This window comes from Paraburkholderia sp. BR10923, from assembly GCF_040948765.1.
GTDB classification, from domain to species: domain Bacteria; phylum Pseudomonadota; class Gammaproteobacteria; order Burkholderiales; family Burkholderiaceae; genus Paraburkholderia; species Paraburkholderia youngii.
On record NZ_JBFPKO010000010.1, the window covers coordinates 119,497 to 141,522 of the forward strand.

Below are 22,026 nucleotides of genomic sequence, written 5' to 3' on the forward strand. Positions count from 1 at the left end.
AACGGTCGCAGTGTTCCGGAATGTGTCTCGTGAGGCACAGGACGCGGGTTGGCTACAATGGGTCGGGAGTACGCACGGGCGACTGGTCGCCTCTGGGAAGCGGAATTCCAGTGGCCGTTTTCCGGTGATGAATGCGAAAAGCGGATCGACGCAAACCGACCCAAACCGGACGAATCGCCCCCTGATCTCCGGATGACTCTTGAGCGAAGCACATCAGTCATCCTGCTGTGTGTCGGTGACTAAAGCCGTTTGCTGAACTTCAGTTTGTACCGCAAGCGACCGTAATAGACTCATGTGCTAATGGCTCACCAGTGGCTCAAATGCCGAACCCCATGACGGATATAAAACTTGCAATCTACGGTCACCCAGTGAAGCTCAACAACATACTAAAGCTTTGTCACATTGCTGCTGCGATATCGCTTTCCGTCCCTTGCCAGCGAGTCGTCGCATACTCTCAGCAGGACCTAGCCGACGCACTAAGACGTGCGTCTGAAGCCGCCGTTGCGAATCCATCTGATCAATTGGCACGAAACCGTGTGTTGGAGGGGGAGCTACAAAAATTTAATCTTCCTTCGAAGAAGGCAGCCAGCTACGTGTTCTTCGCGTTTTATCGCAAAAACATGATTGGCGTTCCTGCAGTTTGCGCAGAGTACGGGATCGACGTAAAGGAATATGTCAGTTCCTTTGCGCGTATTCATGAACCCCTGCTGAAGGTTGCTGAAACAAACATCGATCTTGAAAAGGCGAAATCCTATACGGATCCAGTCGAATCGGCTCGCGCAGAGCTTGAGCGTATCGTAACGACACGTCACACGTACATGAAGGGTCTTTGCTCCGTCATTGCGACCAATGGTGCTTCAATCGCTGAACGCGGGCAATTCGCCGTCGTCCTTCCAAATGCCTATGCAGCGTTGACCTCGCCGTAACATAGGCTGCGACAATGACGCGATGATGGATGGGTGTCGGTTGAATCCGCCGATCTAGAACGGCCACACGTTCCTGATCGGCCACTGTCGGCATTGGCCGAACTCCTGTCTCCGAAAAGGCGGTTTAGAGGACACGACCGCGCGACCAACGACTGTAGAGTCGAATTGCCCCCCCGATTTTGCGGTTCACGATCGCTTGGCATTTGCGGCATTTCGTGGATGCATCAATCAGTACATGCCAACGACAACTTGCTGCGCGAATCAAGTTATCGAGGGGAGGAAGTGCTGGACAGCGATTCTCCGATCCGACGGAAATTCTTTGACCTGGGCCCGCTCGACTCCGATGCGGACCGTGCGTCCCGCGGTTCATGGCTGATGGTTTCGAATTGCGTCGCAAAGTCAGGATGATGGTCCTTTAACCACTGTGCAACGCTTTTGTTCCTAAGGAGCGTTGCAATGTAAGCAGCGGAAACGGTGGAATGTAGATGCTCGATACCATATCGCTCGTCGGTTTGTTCTACGGTTGTCTGAAGCGTAGCCAGTTCACGCTCAAGCCAGGCGAACCGTGCTTTTCAGCAAGCTATTACACGCCAGCGCCAGGACACTAATCGCTCGGACCAATTCAATCTGCGAGGTTCTTCAGCATGGCCAATAGCATGTGTGACATCTGCGGGGTTCGCCCCGCATCGCTACGCGTCACAATCGCGCAGCGGGACCAGCTCCGCGACATCGACGTGTGCAACTACCACTACACGCAACTGACGCGTCATCAACGCTACGTTTCACCGCTGGAATCGCTGTTTGGCGGAATGTTCGACGACCGCCAGGGATTGGTACGACGCGGACGCGCATCCGGCGGAGACATCGCTGTACCATCGCATCCTGCCGGTAGTCGAATAAGCGCGAACTTCAGTGATCAGGCAAAGGAGATTTTGCAACGCTCGGCCGAGCGGGCGGTGCAATCCGGCAGGCGCGAAGTCGATACCGAACATCTTCTCTATGAGTTGCCAGAGAGTGATGTCGTGGTTGCACTGCTAAGCAAATTCAAAATATCAACCGATGAATTGCGCGCCTATATCGACAAGCATGCGCCGCACAACGAGCGCTCGCAGTCGTCTGGAGCCGATGTAGAACTCGGCGTGTCGCCTCGCGTCAAAAGTGCGCTTGACTGGGCGTTTATCGTCTCACGCGAGCTGGGCCACCGCTACGTTGGTCCCGAACACATCCTGCTCGGGCTCGCGGAGGTGACCGACAGCTTCGCTGGCACGCTGCTCGCGAAATATGGCCTGACGCCACAGGCACTACGCCAGCAAGCGGTGAGCCTTGTTGGAAAGGGTGCCGAGGAAGGCCGCGTCGACGCACCATCTTCGACACCCAAGCTCGATCAGCACGGTCGCGACCTCACGAGGCTCGCGCGCGAAAGCAAGCTAGACCCGGTGATCGGCCGTTCGAAAGAGATCGAAACAACAATCGAAGTGCTCGCGCGCCGCAAGAAAAACAACCCGGTTTTAATCGGCGAACCCGGCGTCGGCAAGACGGCAATCCTGGAAGGGCTCGCGCAGCGAATCGTTCATGGCGATGTGCCGGAAGTGCTGCGCGAGAAGCGGCTAATCGAACTGAATGTCAATTCCCTCGTCGCGGGAGCGAAGTATCGCGGCGAATTCGAAGAGCGTGTCAAACAGATTATGGCCGAAATCGTTGCTAACCGCGACGACCTGTTGATTTTCATCGACGAAGTGCACACGATTGTCGGCGCGGGACAAGGCGGCAACGAAGGCGGGCTCGACATAGCGAACACCTTCAAGCCCGCGATGGCCCGCGGGGAACTGAATCTGATCGGCGCGACGACGCTCGCGGAATACCAGAAGTACATTGAGAAGGATGCCGCACTGGAGCGGCGCTTCCAGCCTGTTCTGGTGCCCGAGCCGAGTGTCGACCAGACGGTGAACATCTTGCGTGGACTACGCGACCGGTTGGAAGCGCATCACAAGGTCACGATTCAGGATATGGCGCTTGTCGCGGCGGCCGAGTTGTCAGATCGCTATATCAGCGGTCGGTTTTTGCCGGACAAGGCCATCGATTTGATTGATCAGGCCGCCGCACGCGTACATCTGTCGACGACCTCGCGTCCCATCGAGATTCATGAGCGCGAGGCTGAGATCGAACAGTTAAAGCGCGAACAGAGCTATGCGGCGTCACGAAAGCAATACGATCGCGCGAAAGAGATCGAGACGAAAACCCACGAACTGGAGATGGCGCTCGCACAGGCTACGGACGATTGGAAGCGCAGGCTAGGCTCGAGCACCACCGAGGTAACCGTGGAACACGTGGCGGAGATCGTGTCGAAGCTGAGCGGCGTGCCGGTCACCGAGCTGACCGAGGAGGAAAAGGCGAAGCTACTCAAGATGGAAGAGCGGCTGCGCGAACGCGTGATCGGCCAGGATGATGCCATTCGCGCAGTCAGCGATGCCGTGAGGCTCGCTCGCGCAGGTTTGCAGCAAGGCAACCGACCGGTCGCGAACCTGTTGTTCCTCGGGCCGACGGGCGTCGGCAAGACAGAGCTCGCGAAGGCGCTGGCCGAAGTGTTGTTCGGCGACGAGGACGCGATCGTTCGCATCGATATGAGCGAGTATATGGAGCGTCACGCGGTTGCGCGGTTGATCGGTGCGCCGCCGGGCTACGTTGGTTATGACGAAGGCGGGCAACTTACGGAGAGAGTGCGCCGACGGCCATATTGCGTGATTCTTCTGGACGAGATAGAGAAAGCGCACGCAGACGTCTACAACGTAATGCTGCAAGTATTCGACGACGGCCGTCTGACGGACGGCAAGGGACGCGTGGTCGACTTCACGAACGCCCTTATCATCGCAACGAGCAATCTGGCGAGCGACGTCATTATGGGTGCTGGCAAGACTTCTCCTGGTTTCACGTCGACGCAGGAGCCGAATACCGAAACCCGAGCCGCAGTGATGGCTGTGCTCCAGCAGCATTTCAGACCGGAGTTTCTGAATCGCCTGGACGAGATCATCATTTTCGAAGCGCTATCGAGCGCACAGATTCGGGAGATCGTCAGCCTGCAACTCGGACGCGTGCAACGCACCGCAAGCGCCCAAGATATTGAACTCGTGTTTGAGGATAGTCTGGTGAATCATCTTGCCGAAACGGGCTATAACCCTCGCTTCGGCGCGCGAGAGCTAAAACGGCAGATCCGACAAGGTCTTGAGACTGTGCTCGCGAAGCAGATGATCGGGGGTGTCATCAAGGAGGGAGATCGTGTGATCTGCGCGTGGAACGCCGCCGCCCAAAAAATCGTGCTGACGCGGGAGCCCGTGCTCACTGAGCCCAAATCCACTTTGGCGAAAAAGAGAGCGCGCCGTAGTACGAAGTTAAAGCCGGAGGGGAGTGCCGAAGCGCAACTCGACAATGCACTGGCGGATTCCTTCCCGGCGAGCGATCCGCCTGCGTTCGTCGAGGACGGCACGCCACGGCACAGCTGAGGCAAGCTCAATAAGGCCTTTCAGGGGACGTGAATGCCCCCTGAAAGGCCTCGGGCCGACGTCTCCAGACGTCGGGCCCATCCAAGCGCGGTTCCTCGCGCGTCAAGACCGATGATCAGTACGCCCGGCCGGTTCTGAATCGCATATGCCAGAAGCCCGCCACATGGCCTCAAGTACGAGCGAGATTGTCAGCCCGCTGATAGGTCCTTCGACCTTTCAGCGTTCCTTATCAGAATTTCCAAAAATGGACTTGTAGTACGAAACACCTGTTTCGATGTGAGGGCGAAATGCGAATCCCTGATCGAGCATTGCCTGCATGTCAGGATACTCGATTCGCATCACGTAACTGCGGGCGTTGGTAACAAGCCTGCAGCCATCTGCAGGCACATCGACTGTCCTGAACCACTTGCCCGGGTCAGCGTGACCGTTGGGGTACGTCTCGCCCTTGAACTCAACCTGCCATCCTCCGTCGAGCAGAATCCAGTACGGAGCGCCATGGTCCGCCATACCCTCGCATTTCGCGATGACCGCCCCGCTGTCCGCTTCCCACTCGCGCGAGTGATCAATGACCCATTGCAGTTGACTCTTTGTCAGTGCGGTAAAAAACGGCGTGTGCTTCAGGAGGTGCAAGTATGTAATGGATGGTCTCATCGTCATGTTCCCGTTTGCATCCGGTTCACGCTTGCCGCTGCACGAAGCGATGCCAAGCACGGAGATGATCGCCAGCAAACGGACCGGAACGCGTCTACACCACCGTGCCAGTCGATCCGGTTCGTCTTTACATCGCTCGTTGCGATCGGTCATCAAATAGGCGCCGGGATCACGCGACGATTGCGCCGCTCGTTCGCCGCGTCACCATCAGTTGCAGCGGTGACGATCGGAACGCGAGACTGATTCTTTGAACTCATCGAGCACCTATTGTTCGGCGTGGATTAAAGACAGCATGATGGCTCAATTGGCGGTCGAGATAATTAGCAGCGCCCCGCCATCACAATTCCATTCTCATCAACTATCGTGACAGCCTCCTCGTGAGTCGTCTTTCCGAAATGCACGGTTTTCCGTATCGCCACGCGCAGCGTCTCCCAGCTTCCGACAACCATATAGGGCGAATGCTTATGCAAAGAAGCTCTTGGTTTGATAATAATGAAAAAGATTTGTAGTTCATATTCTCTTATTCGCAGAGCTATCGAACATGAAACATTTCGCTACAGTCTGCACGGCCACAGTCCCATCCGATGGACAAGCGTCAGAATGGTCGCGGGCGATTGGCGAGTGCTTCAGCGAACGTTTCGGCGGGGGGCATTCCTACCCGGAGCTCGGCAAGGCATTTGCGGGCAAGATCGAATATGCCGACGTAGGCCAGATCCAGCTATGCCGGCTTGCGGCGCAGGGGCACCGAGTAGAGAACACGCCCGGTAACAAGGTGAGTGCCAGCAGGTACAAGCTTACGATCCAGCTCGAGGGCACCGCCGAATTCGAACAGGACGGTCTAAGGGCGAGACTTTCACCCGGACACTGGGCGATCTATGACACCGCGCGCCCCTACCTGATGAACGCACCTCATGCGATTCAGGTAGCCATCGCGACGATTCCAAAGGAATTGATGCATCTCACGCTTACCGAGCGTTGCGCACTGGTTCATCCGCTGACATCGCATAGCGGTGCCGGCCTGACGCTGTCCCGGTACATCATTGATCGTCTGCAGGCGCTCGAACATTCGCCAGAGCTTGCTACCGATGCATCAGCAGTCACTGTTCAGCAAGAACTTGCCTCACAGATCAGGATCGCGCTGCAGGATCAGGTTTCAGAAACAAGACGGCATCTTCACCCGAGGATGCTGCGCGCCCGCATCATCGAATACATCGAGCAGAACCTGTCGGACCCCGACCTATCTGTGGACAGGATTGCGCATGACCTCAACTGCTCGAAGCGTTACCTTCACACGGTATTCGATAACGAAAGCCACACCCTCGCCCGGTATATCCTGCGGCTGAGGCTCACGCATGTCTGTCGTGATCTCGCGAACCCTGCGCTGCAGGAATGCTCGATTACCGGGCTGGCGATGAAATGGGGCTTCGTGAGCCCCGGCCATTTCAGCCGAACCTTCAAGGAAGCCTTCTACGTTACGCCCCGCGACTATCGGGACGGCATCGCTCAGAGCAAACCGCTCGACTGACACAATATATTTGCGGCCATCCCGCCATCGCACGGAATATTCACACCGCGCAACCATCGGCTGCCGTCCCCACATAGGAACGCCACGAGTGGCGCAACGTCGTCGGGCCGCCCTGCACGCTCGACGAGCAGCATATCTTCCTCGGCTCGCTTGCCCAGCGTCTGCAGAAAGTCCTGATGAATGGGCGTTTCCACTGGCCCAGGGCTCACCGAATTCATGCGGATGCCGCGATCACGCCATTTCCAGCGCATCTGGAGAGTCCATGCGACCAGCGCCTCCTTGGACAGAAAGTACGCGCGCGCGTCGTCGACGCCATGCTGTTCGCAGAACGCATCGACGTCCTCCAGGCTATCCACGGCGAGTAGCGCGCGGACCTGATCGATCTGATCGGCCCAGCCGAAACCCGTCAGCGACGCCAGATTGACGATCGAGGCGCGGTCATTCAGTACTGGCAGCAAGTTCAGCGTCAACTGGCGCAACCCGATGAAATTCACCTGCAAGACGGGTGTACGACCTCTCGTCGGCGGCAACCCAGCGATGTTACACAGCGCATCCAACCGTCTGCCGATCTGTCCTGCAACGGAATCGATGGAATCGTTTTGCGAAAGATCGGCTCGAATGAACTGATCGAATAGAACTTCGCGCGGCTCGTTCCGGTCGACCGCGATTACATACGCACCCTGCTCCCGGACAGTCGCAGCGCACGCGGCGCCGATGCCCGAAGCGGCCCCGGTGATCAGGATGGTTTTCCCTTCCAGCGACATATGCACGTCTCCTTGATTTTATCTCGATGGCACCTGAGGTTCGGTGCCGACCAGCCGACTCTAATCCCCTACTGACTACGCGTCTTGCCTGAGAGTGCAGTGTCGGCAACGACTCTCTCATACGAACCGGCAACGAAATTGCACTGTCAGGCAAGTGAAGCAACGCCTGGTCTCCTACATTCGAGTCTACGCAGTCCAGTCCTATCAAAATGGAGACACCTCTTGAGAGCTGTTCAGTTGCTCATCGCAGGATGCCGGCAGCCGGCCGTAGCCGGCATGACGTTCGATCGCACCAATCCCGAATCGAACCAAGTCGTCACTCGCGCCGCTTCCGCTGGCATCGAAGACGCACGACTCGCAGCCGATGCCGCGCAAGCCGCATTGGCAGCCTGGTCCAACAGCGGGCCCTCCGTCAGGCGCGCGGTTCTTCTGCGCGCCGCGGAACTGATGAAGCGAAAGCAAGACCTCTTCGTCGAAACAATGCAAAGCGAGACCGGCGCAACGCGAGTCTGGGCCGAGCACAACGTCATTGCCGCGGTCGCGATTCTGCAGGAGGCCGCGAGCATGACGACACAGATCTCTGGCGAAGTCGTTCCGTCAGACGAGGGGCGTCTGTCGTTTGCAGTACGGCAGCCCGCCGGAGTCGTGCTCGGCATCGCGCCCTGGAACGCTCCGATCGTACTTGGCACGCGGGCGATTGCGATGCCACTCGCCTGCGGCAACACCGTCATCCTGAAAGCGTCGGAAGTGTGTCCTGCGACCCATGCGCTGATCGGGGACGTCCTCGTCGAGGCCGGACTTGGAAATGGCGAGGTCAATGTCATCATGCATACGCCGGAAGCGGCCGGTGAGGTGGTGGGGACACTAATTGCGCATCCTGCCGTGCGACGTATCAATTTCACCGGTTCGACCCGAGTCGGCCAGTTGGTCGCCGAGCAGGCGGCGCGTGTGCTCAAGCCCGTGCTGCTTGAACTGGGCGGCAAATCCCCGCTGATCGTTCTAGACGATGCAGATGTCGAACGCGCCGTCGACGCCGCCGCGTTCGGCGCGTTCTTCAATCAAGGGCAGATCTGCATGTCGACCGAGCGCATTGTGGTCACGCCCGCAATTGCGCAGGATTTCGTGGCGCGCCTCGCCGACAAGGCTAGGCGTCTGACCGTGGGCGATCCGGGCACGGGACACGCGCCCCTGGGCGCGCTCGCAAGCGCCGGCTCTGGACTGCGAATCAACGAACTGATCGACGACGCTCTCGCGCAGGGCGCAACGGTGCTCGCAGGCGGGAAGGCCAAAGGCGTATTCATGCCGGCTACGGTGCTCGACGGCGTCACGCACGACATGTCGATCTACCACGAGGAAACGTTCGGCCCTGTCGTCTGCGTCATGCGCGCGACAAACGACGATCATGCGATTGAGATCGCCAACGATACGGAATTCGGTCTGTCCGCCGCGGTATTCAGCAACAGCATCGAACGTGCCTTCGCGGTGACAAAACAGGTTCGCTCAGGCATTTGCCACATCAACGGCGCGACGGTCAGCGATGAGCCGCAGATGCCGTTCGGCGGCACTGGCCGCAGCGGCTACGGACGCTTTGGCGGCAAGGCTGGCATCGCTGAGTTCACGGAACTGCGGTGGATCACCGTTGCCTCGACGGCCCCCTGTTTTCCGATCTGAGCGGGCGGGACATCAAACCCGGAACGCCCTACATGCGGGCAATCAATCCATTGAGGAGATGACACATGGCCATACACCCGACGAGCGATCACGCTCATGCTCTGCAGGCGGGCTGGACCCGCTTCGATCTCGGCAGCTTTCAATGTACGGTCGTCACGGACGGCCTGCTACGCCTGGGCCCACCGCGCGATACTTTTCCGAAAGCAGATGTCGATGAAATCGACGATCTGCTGCTTCAGGCCTTTCTCCCGACCGAGACGATCGCACTCGATCAGAACGTGCTGCTGGTCAACACCGGTGATCATCTGGTGCTGTTTGACACTGGGGCGGGCATCAACTCCGCTCTGGGCGTCAGGACGTTCGGCCCCAATACCGGTCGCGCCATAATCAACATGCGTGCCGCAGGGATCGAGCCGGAAGACATCGATATCGTCGCCCTAACGCATACCCATCCGGACCACTGCTGGGGTCTCGTCGATGACGACGACCGCAAGCTGTTTCCGAACGCACGCATCGCAGTTAGCCGGGCGGACGTCGACTACTGGACGAATCTCGACAACATCCGCGATTCGATGTCCGAGCATATGAAAGACCACTTCTACGGCGCACACAAGAACCTCACACCGTATCGGGGCGTCATTACGTATGTCGAGGACGGTCAGGAAATTGTGCCCGGCATCCGCGCCCACGCGACGCCCGGACACAGCCCAGGCCACACGATCTACGAGATCGCAAGCGGGGGGCATACGCTGGTGTGCTGGGGCGACCTGTGTCATCACCAGGTACTGCTGCTGCGCCGGCCGGAATGGGCGTTTCTTTTCGACTACGACAGTTCCACTGCCGCAGCCACCCGAATGAAAGTTCTGGACTGGATCGAGAAGCAAGAACATCAGGTGCTCTCATATCATTTTCCGTTTCCCGGACGTGGGCATCTGCGCCGCAATGGCGATGGTTACGATTGGCTTCCTTCACCAATCCAGCTCGAGCGAGCCTGATTGCACACCTCATCACGACGCCCCATTCAATCATGAACACCGCTTACCGCTGCACGTGTGGTCTCATCGACGTCCACGCACACTGCCTGCCTGCGGCATACCGCAAGGCGCTCTACGACGCCGGCCTCGCCACGCTCGACGGCGGATACCCCATTCCCGAATGGAGTCCGGAAAAGGCCACCGCAATCATGGAGCAGAACGGCATCGACACAATGATACTTTCCGTTTCCTCTCCAAGCGTGAGCTTCCTCCCTGAGCGCGAAGCACGCGTGCGGCTTGCCCGCACCATCAACGAAGACATTGCGCAATTCCGGCGTGACTACCCGGGACGCTTTGGTGGCTTCATGACGCTGCCGCTGCCGCACGTTGCCGAGTCCCTGGTCGAAATCGACCATGCATTCGACCAGTTGGGTCTCGACGGCGTGATTATCGAGACTAACAGCGACGGCAAGTACCTCGGCGACCCCGCGCTCGCACCGATATTCAGCCAGCTCAACGAACGGCACGCAACGATCTTTCTGCATCCGACCGCGCCGGCCTGTTTTTCGGCAGTCGGACTCGGACGCCCTGCGCCACTGTTCGAGTTCCCGTGCGACACGGCACGCACAGTAATTGACCTCGTGTTCTCGGACACGTTAAAGCGCTGCGCGAATCTCAAGCTTATCCTGCCGCACGCGGGCGGTGTGCTTCCAGCGATCGCACAGCGAATCGCGTTGCTCTCGCCGATGCCGGTTATGAAGCCGGCGCCCAAGTCATCGGCCGAGGTCATCACGGAATTGAAGGGGCTGTATTACGACCTCGCGATGTCAGCCAACCAGCCAACCTTTGACGTGCTCCGCACGCTCGCCCCCTTGTCGCAAATCATGGTCGGCACTGACTTTCCGTTCCAGCCCGCGGCAAACGTCGCACGCAACATCGCGGATTTCCGCGCTCTCGGTGGCCTCAGCCCGGAAGAACATCGAGGTATCGCGCGCGAGAACGCCCTGCGGCTCTTTCCGCACTTCGCACGTGTGGATGGGCAGGCTAGCTGACCAGCAAGATAAGTCGTCCGGAATCCGTCGCGCGGCACGCGACGTCATCTCGCGCCGCCCTGGCAGCGCCACGTTTTGCGTGCCCAGCAAGCTCGCGCTGATGAAACAGGCACCCATCCGGAATAGAACACATCACATAACATCAAGGAGACAAGCATGAAAACCGTGCTCGTAGACGATCTCATCGATGAGCGCCCCTTCGGCCTCTTCCAGGCGTCGATCTTCGCGATCTGTTTTCTGATCGCATTGATGGACGGCGCCAACGTACAGGTCATGGGCCTGAGCGCGCCATTGCTGGCAAGCGACCTGAAGCTCACACCCGGTCAACTCGGTCCCGTCTTCGCCGGCTCCGAACTCGGTTTCATGATCGGTGCGCTTTTGCTCGGTCCGGTTGCCGACCGCATCGGTCGCAAGACCGTGCTGATCGCCTGCGCGTGTCTGTTCGGCCTGGCGTCGCTAGCCACGGTCACGGCACCCGGGTTCGTCGCGCTACTCGCGCTGCGCATCGTAACGGGTATCGGACTCGGCGGCGCGGCTCCCTGCCTTGTCAGCTTGACAACCGAATACGTCGCCCGGCGCCATCGTGGCCGGGTAGCCTCGCTGTTGTGGGCCGCCATGCCAGCCGGTGGCGTCATTGCCGGCTTCGCAGCTAGCATCGTGATTCCGCAATACGGCTGGAAGGCAATGTTCTATCTAAGCGGCATCGTGCCGATAGGCGCCGCGGTGCTGGTCTGGATCTTCGTGCCCGAATCGGTGCGCCTGCTGATCCTGTCCGGCGCGCAGCACGATCGCATCGAGCGGATCGTCGGGCGGCTCGCCCCCTCTTCGAGGTCCGTTGAGCCGAAGCGTTATGCCACCCATGAGCGTCAAGAGAAGGGGCTGCCGGTCAAGCAGCTATTCATTGATGGACGTGCGTCGCTCACGGCCCTGCTGTGGCTCGCATTCTTCCTCAATTTCCTCGCGCTGATCGCTACACTGGCCTGGACCAGCACGCTGCTGCGCAGCGCAGCCATGTCGGTCGCAGCCGCTTCAACCGTCCTTGCCTGGAACAACATCGGGGGAACGCTAGGCGTAGCCATCGCCGGCGCGGTAATGGAACGCTTCGGCACCTGCCGTTTTCTCGCTGTCATCTATGCGCTCGGCGCACTCGTTCTTGCCGTCACAGGCATCAGCGCACCCAACACCGCACTGGTTTCGGCTTGCTCCGGGCTAACGGGCCTGTTTGTCGGCGGTGCCACGTCGGGCCTGATCGCCATTGCGTCGATGACCTATCCGACCGCAATCCGTTCAACCGGCGTTGGCTGGGCGCTGGCTGCCGGGCGCCTCGGGGGGGCGGTCGGCCCCGTAACCGTCGGCGTCCTGGTTGCCGCGGGACTGCCCGTGACACATATCTTCGTCGCTACGGCGGCCCCGGTTCTGGGTGCATCAATTGTGATGCTTACGATGAGCCGCCTTGGCGCCGCTCACACGGTCGATCGGGAGGCATTTGCCACGCATTGAACGAGGGGCTGTCCAGCTTCACGCCGCTCTGGTCCGGTCCCTCTGCCACCGATGACGACCGCGGCGGCTGGCCCCATAGCCAGACGCGCCGCGCCCCCACCGTTAGTGCCCTGCATAGATCGAACGCTCGCCAGCGTACGCCACCACCGGCGCGCCGGAGTCCGAGCTGCCATTCATCGACACGCCGCCCACCGCGGCACTCCCCGGCAGTGCCGTTTGAGCCTGCTGGTGCGCGACGATCGCCTCGGCATGCTGGATGTCGGCGGGATAGGTCGGATCCGAAGCCACAGACCGATAACCTGCCTGCTCCAGACGCTCCAGGTCAGCCAATACCTGGGCGCGTGTTACCGGCGCCGTGGCGGTCTGTGCGAACGCCGCAATCGGTGCAGCCAGCGCGCAGGCAACGAGCATTGTGGAAACGAGTGCTTTCATGATGTTCACCTCTCAATGAATGGCCGCCGCATCGGAAGCGATGCCGCTTCAGCCGCCCTCCGCGATGTCGCGAAGGTTGACTGCATTCTGGTCGCGCACCGCTGACCTAAAGCTGACCTGTTGATTACGAGTTCGTTATCTGGGCGGCACATCCATAGATGACGAATCCGTAATGTCGAGGTCAGCAACGGGTAAGCGCGCAATCCCGATACTTGCGTCAACCCCGTCGCGTCGAGCGCGGTTCTCCCTGCCCCAAACCGGACAAGTCATGTGGATCGTCAAACTGGCTCTCAAGCGGCCTTACACGTTCATCGTCCTCGCCGTGCTGCTTTTCATCGTCGGTCCGCTCGCGATCATGCGCATGCCCACGGACATCTTTCCGAACATCAACATCCCGGTGGTCAGCATCGTCTGGAGTTATACCGGCTTCTCGGCCGAAGACATGGCTCATCGCATCACCTCCAACTACGAGCGCGCGCTGACTTCGGACGTGGACGACATCGAGCACATCGAATCGCAGTCGCTAAACGGCGTTGCCGTCGTGAAGGTGTTCTTTCATCCGGGCGCGGACATCAACCGCGCGATTGCCGAGGCGGCATCGAATGCCGCGTCGATACTGCGCATCCTGCCGCCGGGCACCTTGCCGCCGAACATCATCACGTACAACGCATCGACGGTGCCGGTGTTGCAATTGGGCCTGTCGAGCACGACCTTGCCCGAGCAGACGCTTTACGATCTCGGCAACAGCTTCATTCGCACGCAGCTTGCGACGGTGCAAGGCGCGGCCGTGCCGCTGCCCTATGGCGGCAAGATCCGGCAGATCATGGTGCAGCTCGACCCGAAGGCACTCCAGGCGAAGGGGCTCGCGCCCATCGACGTAGTCAAGGCCGTCAACGCGCAGAACCTGATCCTGCCGGGCGGCACCGCGAAGATCGGTTCGCGCGAGTACAACGTCGAGATGAACGGCAGCACGCAAACGGTGGCCGCGCTCAACGATCTGCCCATCAAAACCGTCAACGGCGGTGTGGTGTACGTGCGCGATGTCGCACACGTGATCGACGGATACGCGCCGCAAACCAATATCGTGCGCGCCGACGGCAAGCGCGCGGCGCTGCTCACCGTGGAGAAAACCGGCAGCGCCTCGACGCTCACGATCATCGACCAGGTCAAGGCCATGCTGCCGAAGATCGCGGCGGGTCTGCCTCATGCGTTGAAGATCGCGCCGCTCGGCGATCAGTCGGTGTTCGTCAAATCCGCGATCATGGGTGTCGTGCGCGAGGCGCTCATTGCGGCGGCCCTGACCGCCGCGATGATCCTGCTGTTTCTCGGCAGCTGGCGCGCCACGCTCATCATTGCCGTGACGATTCCGCTTGCCGTGCTCACTTCGCTCATCGCGCTTGCGGCGCTCGGCGAAACCATCAACATCATGACGCTCGGTGGCCTCGCGCTCGCCGTCGGCATCCTCGTCGACGACGCCACGGTCGCGATCGAGAACATCACGCACCATCTCGAACGCGGGGCGCCGCTGCACGACGCGATCCTCAACGGCTCCGGCGAGATCGCGGTGCCGACCTTCGTCTCGACGCTGTCGATCAGCATCGTGTTCGTGCCGATGTTTCTGCTTTCCGGCGTCGCGCGTTATCTGTTCGTGCCGCTGGCCGAAGCGGTGGTGTTCGCGATGTGTGCCTCGTACTTCTTCTCGCGCACGCTGATTCCCACGCTCGCGATGTATCTGCTGCGTGCGCGCTCACGGAACACCGTATCCGCGCGCGGCATAGGCGGTGCGTTGACGCGCTTCCAGGCGGGCTTCGAAAAGCGCTTCGAGGCCCTGCGCAGCCGCTATCGCGCGGTCTTGCAGGCAGCCATCACGCAGCGCTGGCGGTTCGTCGCACTGTGGCTCGCGCTTTGTCTGGGCTCCCTCGCGTTGTTGCCCTTCACCGGGCGCGACTTCTTCCCGGCAGTCGATACCGGCGAAATCCGCCTGCATTTGCGCGCGCCCACGGGCACCCGCATCGAAGAAACGGCCCGCATCACCGATGAAGTCGAAGCGAAAATCCGCAGCGTCATTCCGCCAGCGGAACAGGCGGCGGTGCTCGATAACATCGGCGTGCCGGTCAGCGGCATCAACCTCACTTACGATTCGTCGGACCCGATCGGCCCAGAAGACTCGGACATCCTCGTCACGCTCGCGCCGAAGCACAAGCCCACCGCGCAATACGTGGCGAAGCTGCGCAATGTGCTCGACACGGCGTTTCCGGGCGTGACCTTCGCGTTCCTGCCCGCCGACATCGTGAGCCAGATCCTGAACTTCGGCCTGCCCGCGCCGATCGACGTGCAGATCGTCGGCAACAAGCTCGCGCAGAACCGGCAGGTTGCCAACCGCCTGCTCGATCAGATGCGCGGCGTGCGCGGGCTCGTCGATGCACGCATCCAGCAGCCCGGCGACGAGCCGACGATCAACGTGAACGTCGATCGCACCAAGGCCATGCAAGCGGGCCTCACGCAGCACGACGTTGCGCAGAACCTGCTCATCGCGCTGTCCGGCAGCTCGCAGACCTCGCCAAACTTCTGGCTCGATCCGCACAACGGCGTCAGCTATCCGCTGATTGCGGAGGTGCCGCAATACGACATCCACTCGCTGCAAACGCTCGCCAATATTCCGGTGACGACGCCATCGGTGTCGGTCAACCCGCAGAACCAGCTGGGCATGCTGGGAACCGTCTCGCGAAGTTCGCAGCAGGCCGTCGTCTCGCACTACAACGTGCAGCCCGTGCTCGACATCTTCGCGTCAACGCAAGGGCGCGATCTGGGCGGCGTCGCCGCGGACGTGAACCGCCTCGTCGATGCGGCGCGCACGCAGTTGCCGCCCGGCTCGTCGATTGTGGTGCGCGGCCAGGTGCAGTCGATGAACACATCGTTCAGCGGCCTCGCCGCGGGCCTCGTGTTCGCGATTGCGCTCGTCTACCTGCTGATGGTCGTGAACTTCCAGTCTTGGCTCGATCCGCTGATCATCGTCAGCGGCCTGCCGGGCTCGCTGGCCGGTATCGCGTGGATGTTGTTCGTCACGCAAACCACGCTCAGCGTGCCAGCGCTGACGGGCACGATCCTGTGCATGGGCATCGCGACGGCCAACAGCATTCTCGTCATCAATACGGCGCGCGAGTCGCTCGCCACCGGTATGGCGCCGTTCGCCGCCGCGCTCGACGCGGGCTTCAACCGCTTTCGCCCCGTGCTGATGACGGCGCTCGCGATGCTGATCGGCATGTTGCCGATGGCGCTCGGCCTCGGCGACGGCGGCGAGCAGAACGCGCCGCTCGGGCGCGCCGTGATCGGCGGTCTCGCGATCGGCACGCTTTCGACGCTCGTGTTCGTGCCGGTGATCTTCGGCATGGTGCATGGCTGGCTCGCGAAGCGCCGCGCCGCGCGCGACGCCAGCGACGATGCACGCGCCGCCGCTACCACCTTCGTTGAATAAGGACCGAAAATGAATCCGCACCTTCCGCCCGAGCCTCGCGACGCCGAAGCACAGCACCCCGCCCGCGCCGGTTTCGCCGCACGGGGAACCACGATCGCCATCGGCCTCGCCTGTATTGCCGGGGTGTTACTCACCGCCGGCATCGAGCCGCGCCTCGAAGCCCGCACGGCGCAGAAGCATCAGGTCGCAGCGCAACGTGAGCTAGTGGTGTCGACCGTCACCGCGACGCGCGCGCCGTCGACGCAGAACCTGTTGCTGCCCGGCTCGGTCACTTCCTGGGCCGACGCATCGGTCTACGCGCGCACGAGTGGTTACGTCCAGCACTGGTACACGGACATCGGCGCGCACGTCAAAGCCGGCCAGACGCTCGCCCAGATCGACACGCCGGAACTCGACGCACAACTGCAGCAGGCGCGCGCCGACGAAGCGACGGCCGAGGCGAACTATCGCTTTGCGAGCACCACCGCACAGCGCTGGCAAACGATGCTGCAGACGCAATCGGTTTCGCAGCAGGACGCGCAGGCAAAATCCAGCGACGCCGCGGCCAAGCTCGCCACGCTGCAGGCGGCGCAGGCCAACGTCGCGCGGCTGCAGGAGCTCGTTTCATACCAGAAGGTGACGGCACCCTTCGATGGCGTGATCACGGCGCGCAACGTGCAGGTGGGGGCGCTCGTCACGGCGGGTGGCACGCCCGGCCTCGCCACGATGCCGGGCGAGCTGTTTCACATCGCCCAGACCGACCGGCTGCGCATCTACGTCGACGTTCCCCAGGACGACGCTAGCCTCGTCGGCGCCGGAACAGCGGTGTCGGTGACGACGCAGCAGTATCCGGGCCGCCGCTTCGAGGCGAGCATCGCGCGCAGCTCGAGCGTGATCGACCCGGTGAGCCGCACGTTGCGCGTGGAAGTCGATATGGATAACCGCGACGGCGCATTGATGCCCGGCGCCTATGCGCAGGTGCATCTGTCGCTCACCACGGCGACGCCCGCGCTCGAACTGCCGGTGAGCGCGCTGCTGTTTCGCCCGGACGGCGTCACGGTCGCGGTGGTGGACGCCCACGACAAGGTGCAGCTTCGCAAGGTCACCATCGGTCGCGACTTCGGCACCTACGTCGAGGTCGCAACCGGACTCACGGCGACCGATCGCGTGATCGACAATCCCGGCGACGCGATCGCCGACGGCCAAAGCGTGCGCGTGGCGGCAACGGCCGCTCCGGGCGGCAAAGCTTAGACGGAGAGATCCATCATGTTCGACAGCCCTCTCACGTCACTGCGCAGATCCGTCGCTGCATGCACGGTGGCCTCCCTCGCGGCATGCACCACGTTGCCGCAATACAGCGCGCCGTCGGTCGACGTGCCCGCGCAGTTTGCGACGCAATCGGCAGCCTCCGGCTGGACCGTCGCGTCGCCCGGCGATGCCAACCCGCGCGGCGCGTGGTGGACGCTTTTCGGCGACAGCGAACTCGACGCGCTCGAAGCGCGCATCGACGTGTCGAACCAGACCGTGCGCGAGGCCGTCGCCAACCTGCAGGCCGCGCGTGCCATGATCGATTACCAGCGCGCGGGCTATGCACCCACCGTCACGGCCGGTGTGGCGGCGCAGCGCTACCGCACTTCGCAGAATCTGATCGACCATTCGCTCGCTGGCAAGACGGTGCCCGACTACTCGACGGGCGTTGCGGCTAGCTGGGAGCCGGATCTGTTCGGACGCGTGAAGGACGCAACCGTCGAGGCCCACGCCAACGCGCAGGCAAGCGCCGCGGATGTCGAGTCGGTGCGCCTGTCGGTCACGACCCAGCTTGCCGCGGACTACTTCGCGTTGCGCACGCTGGATCGCGAGAAAAGACTCCTCGACGACACCGTCACGGCATACGCCGCCGCGCTGCGCATCGTGCAACAGCAGCTCGCCGACGGCGCGATCGACGCCTCGGCTGTCGCACAGGCGCAAACGCAACTCGAAAGCGCACGCACGGCGGACAGCGACGTCGACGTGCAACGCGCGCAGCGCCAGCACGCCATCGCAACGCTGATCGGCGTGCCCGCCTCGTCATTCGCGCTGCCAGCGCAAGTCGAACCGGTCGTCGTGCCGTCGATTCCCGCCGGCGTGCCCTCGGCGCTGCTCGAACGGCGCCCCGATATTGCCGCCGCCGAGCGGCGCGTGGCGGCCGCGAATGCGAGAATCGGCGAGGCGCATGCTGCGTTCTATCCGGACCTCACGCTGTCCGCCTCGGCCGGCCTGGAAAGCACCTTCTTCGCGCCGTGGCTCACGGCGCCCAGTCTCTTCTGGTCGCTCGGCACGCAACTCGCGGGCACGAACTTCGACGGCGGCCGTCGCAATGCCACGCTCAAGGGCGCGAACGCGCAATACGACGCGGCGGTGGCCGGCTACCGGCAAACCGTGCTTACGGCGTTCCAGCAGGTCGAAGACAACCTGAGCGCGCTGAACACGTTAGCCAACGAGGCCCAAAGCCAGCAGCGCGCAACGGCTGCCGCGCAACTGTCGCTCAAGCTGACGACCCATCGCTATCAGGCCGGCGCGGTGGACTATCTCGACGTGGTGACGGCCCAGACCATCGCGCTCGCGAATGAGCGCAACGAAGTGCAGATCGCCGGGCGACGGCTCGATGCGAGCGTGCATCTGCTCGAGGCACTAGGTGGCGAATGGGACCGCGCGTCGTTGGCCAACCTCGGCGCAAAGGCTATGGCCGCGCAAACGTCAGAATGAATCGCGTGCCGGCCTGATCGCTTTCGGCGCGCGCCGAGCCACCGTGCAGGCCCATGATCGTGCGCACGATGGCGAGCCCGAGCCCAGCCGAACCGCCCGTGCCCGGTTCGTTGCGCCGCGAAGCGTCGGCGCGATAGAAGCGGTCGAAGATGCGCTCCAACAACTGAGCGTCGATCGGCGCACCCGGATTGGTCACCGTGACTTCGACCGCCGTTGGCGTCTCGCGCACGCCCAGCGTGATCTCACCGCCGCGCGGCGTGTAGCGCAGCGCATTGGCGAGCAGATTGCCAACGGCGCGCCTGAACAACTCCTTATCCGCACGCAAGCGCCCCCGGCCGTCAACGCGAACCCGGACGCCCGCGTCATCGGCGAGACCTTCGAAATAGTCGGCGATCTGCGCGAGCGCCTCCTCGGCGTCGAACTCCGCGAGCGTCGTCATGAACTGCGGGTGCTCCGCGCGCGCGAGGAATATCACGCTCTCGATCATGCGCGAAAGCCGGTCGCACTCTTCCAGATTCGATTCGAGCAGCGCCTCGTATTCGGCCGTGCTGCGCGGGCGTGTCAGTGCGACTTCGGTCGCGCCCCGCAGGTTGCCGAGCGGCGTGCGCATGTCGTGCGCGAGATCGGCCGTGTATTGCGACATGCGCTCGAAGCCGCCGTGCAGACGGTCGAGCATCGCGTTCAGCGATTTCGTCAGCGCTTGCAGCTCGCTCGGCGCATGGTCGATTTCGATAGGCGTATCGAGCCGGTCGACCGTGACCGTGGCAGCGCGTGCCGCCATTTCGCGCAGAGGACGCAGCGACTCGCGCACGAGCAGCCAGCTCATCAGGAAGGCGAGCGCCATGCCCGCGAAGCCGAACACGTAAAGCCGCTCGCGATAACGGTCGAGCAGCAGCCAGCGATCGGTCATGTCGCGCGCGATGACGATCGTCACTAGCGTCCCGTCGGTGAGCGCCGCTTGCGCGGCGAGTCCACGCACCGGAACGCCGCGCGCGTTGCGCCAATCCACGATGTCGCCTTCGGTAATGCGTTGTGCCGAGCCCAGACGCCGTGCGAGGATGGCCTGCGCAAAACCGGCATCGGCGATGCCTTGCGTGTTGTGCTCCACCAGCTTCGCGCCCGCCGCGTCGAGTATTTTCATGGATAGCGCGGCATCGCCCAGCACCTGACTCGTCAGCCGGTCGGCGTGCTCGCGCACCTCCTGCGCGCTGTGCAGCTCCTGTGCGAGGCGGCGCGTATGACGTGCGATCAGGACGATGTCCAGATCGTCCTGCCGCTTGACCTCGCGGCCGAGCGTGAAATAGAGCGTGCTGCCTACTAGCGCGAACACCGCCAGCGTCGTGCCGGCGAAACACAGCGCAAGCGTGGCGGTCAGCGAACGAGCGGCCATCAGGCGGGCTCTCTGATTTCGGCCACGTAGCCCACGCCGCGCACCGTGTGGATCAGCTTGACAGGAAAGTCGTCGTCCACTTTGCCGCGCAGGCGGCGAATGGCCACTTCCACCACGTTTGTGTCGCTATCGAAGTTCATGTCCCACACGTATGAGGCAATCTGCGTGCGAGTGAGCACTTCACCCTGGCGGCGCACTAGCAGTTGCAGCAATGAGAATTCTTTCGGCGTGAGGTCGATGCGCTTGCCGCCGCGCTTCACCCGCCGGCGCGTAACGTCGACTTCGAGATCGGCGAGCGTCAGCACGTCGTTCTCTCGAGGTGGACCGCGTCTTGCGAGAGTGCGCACTCGCGCGAGCAATTCGACGAACGCGAACGGCTTCACGAGGTAGTCATCGGCGCCCAGCTCCAGGCCCTTTACTCTGTCGCTTACGTCGTCGCGCGCTGTGAGGAACAGCACGGGCGTGGTTTGCGTGGCGCGTAGTGTCTTGAGCACCGTCCACCCATCGATGGACGGCAGCATCACATCGAGCACGATCACGTCGTACTCCGATTCCTTCGCGAGAATCAGGCCTTCCGCGCCGTCCGCGGCAATGTCGACCGCATAGCCGGATTCCTCTAAGCCCTTCTTCAGGTAGGCGCCAGTTTTCGCCTCGTCTTCAATTACGAGAATTCGCATCGCCGTCGAAGTTTCAGTGTGTTGGGTGGATTGTAAGCGCTCGATTGTTCCTGATGCACGAGTGCCCTGGCTCTCTTGATTCCACGCCCGCCTACTATCGTTTATGTCCCGAATCTGCCGAGTCTCCATTGCACGTGCAATTACCAAAAATTGTACTCACGGTGCAATCGTGCTTTGGACAGAATGTTGAGAATAGCCCTCGATTAGCCCAATCCTCCGGTGCGGGAAGTCACGTCGTTGGGCGAATCGGAACTTGCTCAGGCAGCGCAGTCGCACGCTTCCGCACCCGGTCGGATGCGGCACACCTTGTCTAACATCGCCGTGGAGGCACACCGTGAATGGATACCCGAAGACCGCGCGCAGAACCTTGCTCAACCCTGCAACAGTCGCGATTGGATTGTGCATTGCCATTGCCGGTTCGATAGCGGTCGGACCGGGGCTCAGGTCGGTGGCATTGCAGATCGGCCTCCACAACTTCCTCTGGAGGAAGCCGCGCTGAGTGCCGGTGCTCCGGCAGCGGCGGCCACCTCAACGGTCGCGATGCCGTCTTCAAGGATCGTGCCGTCATCGACGATCGCGCATAACCGCTTCCTTCGCCTGCAACACTCGCCGGCGGTTCGGCATCTGCGCGGGGACTTTAAAGACTGGACCTGAATCGTAAGGGGCTCTCGCGAGTGCCGGCGCGCCGGCGCACGAAAAGACCCCACGAATAAAACGCCGATCGCCGGCTCGCCGTAGAGACGCAGAACGTCGCAGAGCGCCAGTAAC

The 22,026-nt window shown here is 61.8% G+C and carries 15 protein-coding genes and 1 pseudogene; 10 read left to right on the top strand and 6 right to left on the bottom strand.

Annotation, left to right across the window (positions count from 1 at the left end):
• Nucleotides 1-320 precede the first annotated feature (320 nt).
• Complete coding sequence (locus AB3X94_RS20590; RefSeq protein ID WP_368612527.1) at nucleotides 321-926, top strand: hypothetical protein; 606 nt, start codon at nucleotides 321-323, stop codon at nucleotides 924-926.
• 266 nt (nucleotides 927-1,192) lie between these two features.
• On the opposite strand, the pseudogene AB3X94_RS20595 reads toward AB3X94_RS20590, so the two are convergent.
• Nucleotides 1,193-1,480 (bottom strand): annotated as a pseudogene (locus AB3X94_RS20595) (RepB plasmid partition); the annotation flags it as partial.
• Between the two features lie 90 nt (nucleotides 1,481-1,570).
• Here AB3X94_RS20595 and AB3X94_RS20600 point away from each other — a divergent pair.
• Nucleotides 1,571-4,423: an ATP-dependent Clp protease ATP-binding subunit gene (locus AB3X94_RS20600; RefSeq protein ID WP_368612528.1), complete on the top strand. Its 2,853-nt coding sequence runs from the start codon at nucleotides 1,571-1,573 to the stop codon at nucleotides 4,421-4,423.
• Nucleotides 4,424-4,639: 216 nt separating this feature from the next.
• On the opposite strand, the gene AB3X94_RS20605 is transcribed toward AB3X94_RS20600, so the two are convergent.
• The gene (locus tag AB3X94_RS20605; protein ID WP_368612529.1) at nucleotides 4,640-5,227 is read right to left on the bottom strand and encodes a hypothetical protein; all 588 of its coding nucleotides are present in this window, start codon (nucleotides 5,225-5,227) and stop codon (nucleotides 4,640-4,642) included.
• A 388-nt stretch (nucleotides 5,228-5,615) separates the two neighbouring features.
• Here AB3X94_RS20605 and AB3X94_RS20610 point away from each other — a divergent pair, with 388 nt between their 5' ends.
• Nucleotides 5,616-6,599 carry a helix-turn-helix domain-containing protein gene (locus tag AB3X94_RS20610; protein ID WP_368612530.1) on the top strand — a complete coding sequence of 328 codons (984 nt, stop codon included), beginning with the start codon at nucleotides 5,616-5,618 and terminating at the stop codon, nucleotides 6,597-6,599.
• Here AB3X94_RS20610 and AB3X94_RS20615 read toward each other — a convergent pair.
• Entirely contained in the window at nucleotides 6,578-7,363 is a 786-nt protein-coding gene (locus tag AB3X94_RS20615; RefSeq protein ID WP_368612531.1) for a coniferyl-alcohol dehydrogenase, read from the bottom strand. The two genes, AB3X94_RS20610 and AB3X94_RS20615, sit on opposite strands and share 22 nt — an antisense overlap.
• A gap of 222 nt (nucleotides 7,364-7,585) precedes the next feature.
• Here AB3X94_RS20615 and AB3X94_RS20620 point away from each other — a divergent pair, with 222 nt between their 5' ends.
• The 4 genes from AB3X94_RS20620 (at nucleotide 7,586) to AB3X94_RS20635 (ending at nucleotide 12,560) form a co-directional block, all read left to right on the top strand.
• Nucleotides 7,586-9,034: an aldehyde dehydrogenase gene (locus AB3X94_RS20620; RefSeq protein ID WP_368612532.1), complete on the top strand. Its 1,449-nt coding sequence runs from the start codon at nucleotides 7,586-7,588 to the stop codon at nucleotides 9,032-9,034.
• 65 nt (nucleotides 9,035-9,099) lie between these two features.
• Nucleotides 9,100-10,029, top strand: coding sequence for an MBL fold metallo-hydrolase (locus tag AB3X94_RS20625; protein ID WP_368612533.1), 930 nt, complete (start codon nucleotides 9,100-9,102; stop codon nucleotides 10,027-10,029).
• A complete protein-coding gene (locus AB3X94_RS20630; protein ID WP_368612534.1) occupies nucleotides 9,993-11,060 on the top strand; it encodes an amidohydrolase family protein in 1,068 nt (355 codons plus the stop codon). The genes AB3X94_RS20625 and AB3X94_RS20630 overlap by 37 nt, the downstream gene beginning before the upstream one ends.
• Nucleotides 11,061-11,216: 156 nt before the next feature.
• Nucleotides 11,217-12,560 carry an MFS transporter gene (locus AB3X94_RS20635; protein ID WP_368612535.1) on the top strand — a complete coding sequence of 448 codons (1,344 nt, stop codon included), beginning with the start codon at nucleotides 11,217-11,219 and terminating at the stop codon, nucleotides 12,558-12,560.
• Between the two features lie 102 nt (nucleotides 12,561-12,662).
• On the opposite strand, the gene AB3X94_RS20640 is transcribed toward AB3X94_RS20635, so the two are convergent.
• Nucleotides 12,663-12,992 carry a DUF4148 domain-containing protein gene (locus AB3X94_RS20640; protein ID WP_368612536.1) on the bottom strand — a complete coding sequence of 110 codons (330 nt, stop codon included), beginning with the start codon at nucleotides 12,990-12,992 and terminating at the stop codon, nucleotides 12,663-12,665.
• A gap of 268 nt (nucleotides 12,993-13,260) precedes the next feature.
• Between AB3X94_RS20640 and AB3X94_RS20645 the strand changes: the two genes are divergently transcribed.
• The 3 genes from AB3X94_RS20645 to AB3X94_RS20655 are packed head-to-tail and all read left to right on the top strand — an operon-like array spanning nucleotide 13,261 to nucleotide 19,191.
• Entirely contained in the window at nucleotides 13,261-16,467 is a 3,207-nt protein-coding gene (locus AB3X94_RS20645; protein ID WP_368612537.1) for an efflux RND transporter permease subunit, read from the top strand.
• 9 nt (nucleotides 16,468-16,476) lie between these two features.
• A complete protein-coding gene (locus tag AB3X94_RS20650) occupies nucleotides 16,477-17,697 on the top strand; it encodes an efflux RND transporter periplasmic adaptor subunit (RefSeq protein ID WP_368612538.1) in 1,221 nt (406 codons plus the stop codon).
• Nucleotides 17,698-17,712: 15 nt separating this feature from the next.
• On the top strand, nucleotides 17,713-19,191 hold the full coding sequence (locus AB3X94_RS20655) for an efflux transporter outer membrane subunit (protein WP_368612539.1): 1,479 nt from the start codon (nucleotides 17,713-17,715) through the stop codon (nucleotides 19,189-19,191).
• Here AB3X94_RS20655 and AB3X94_RS20660 read toward each other — a convergent pair.
• A complete protein-coding gene (locus tag AB3X94_RS20660) occupies nucleotides 19,166-20,581 on the bottom strand; it encodes a heavy metal sensor histidine kinase (protein ID WP_368612540.1) in 1,416 nt (471 codons plus the stop codon). The genes AB3X94_RS20655 and AB3X94_RS20660 overlap by 26 nt on opposite strands.
• The gene (locus AB3X94_RS20665) at nucleotides 20,581-21,258 is read right to left on the bottom strand and encodes a heavy metal response regulator transcription factor (RefSeq protein WP_368612541.1); all 678 of its coding nucleotides are present in this window, start codon (nucleotides 21,256-21,258) and stop codon (nucleotides 20,581-20,583) included. Before AB3X94_RS20665 ends, AB3X94_RS20660 begins: the two co-directional genes overlap by 1 nt.
• Nucleotides 21,259-22,026 lie beyond the last annotated feature (768 nt).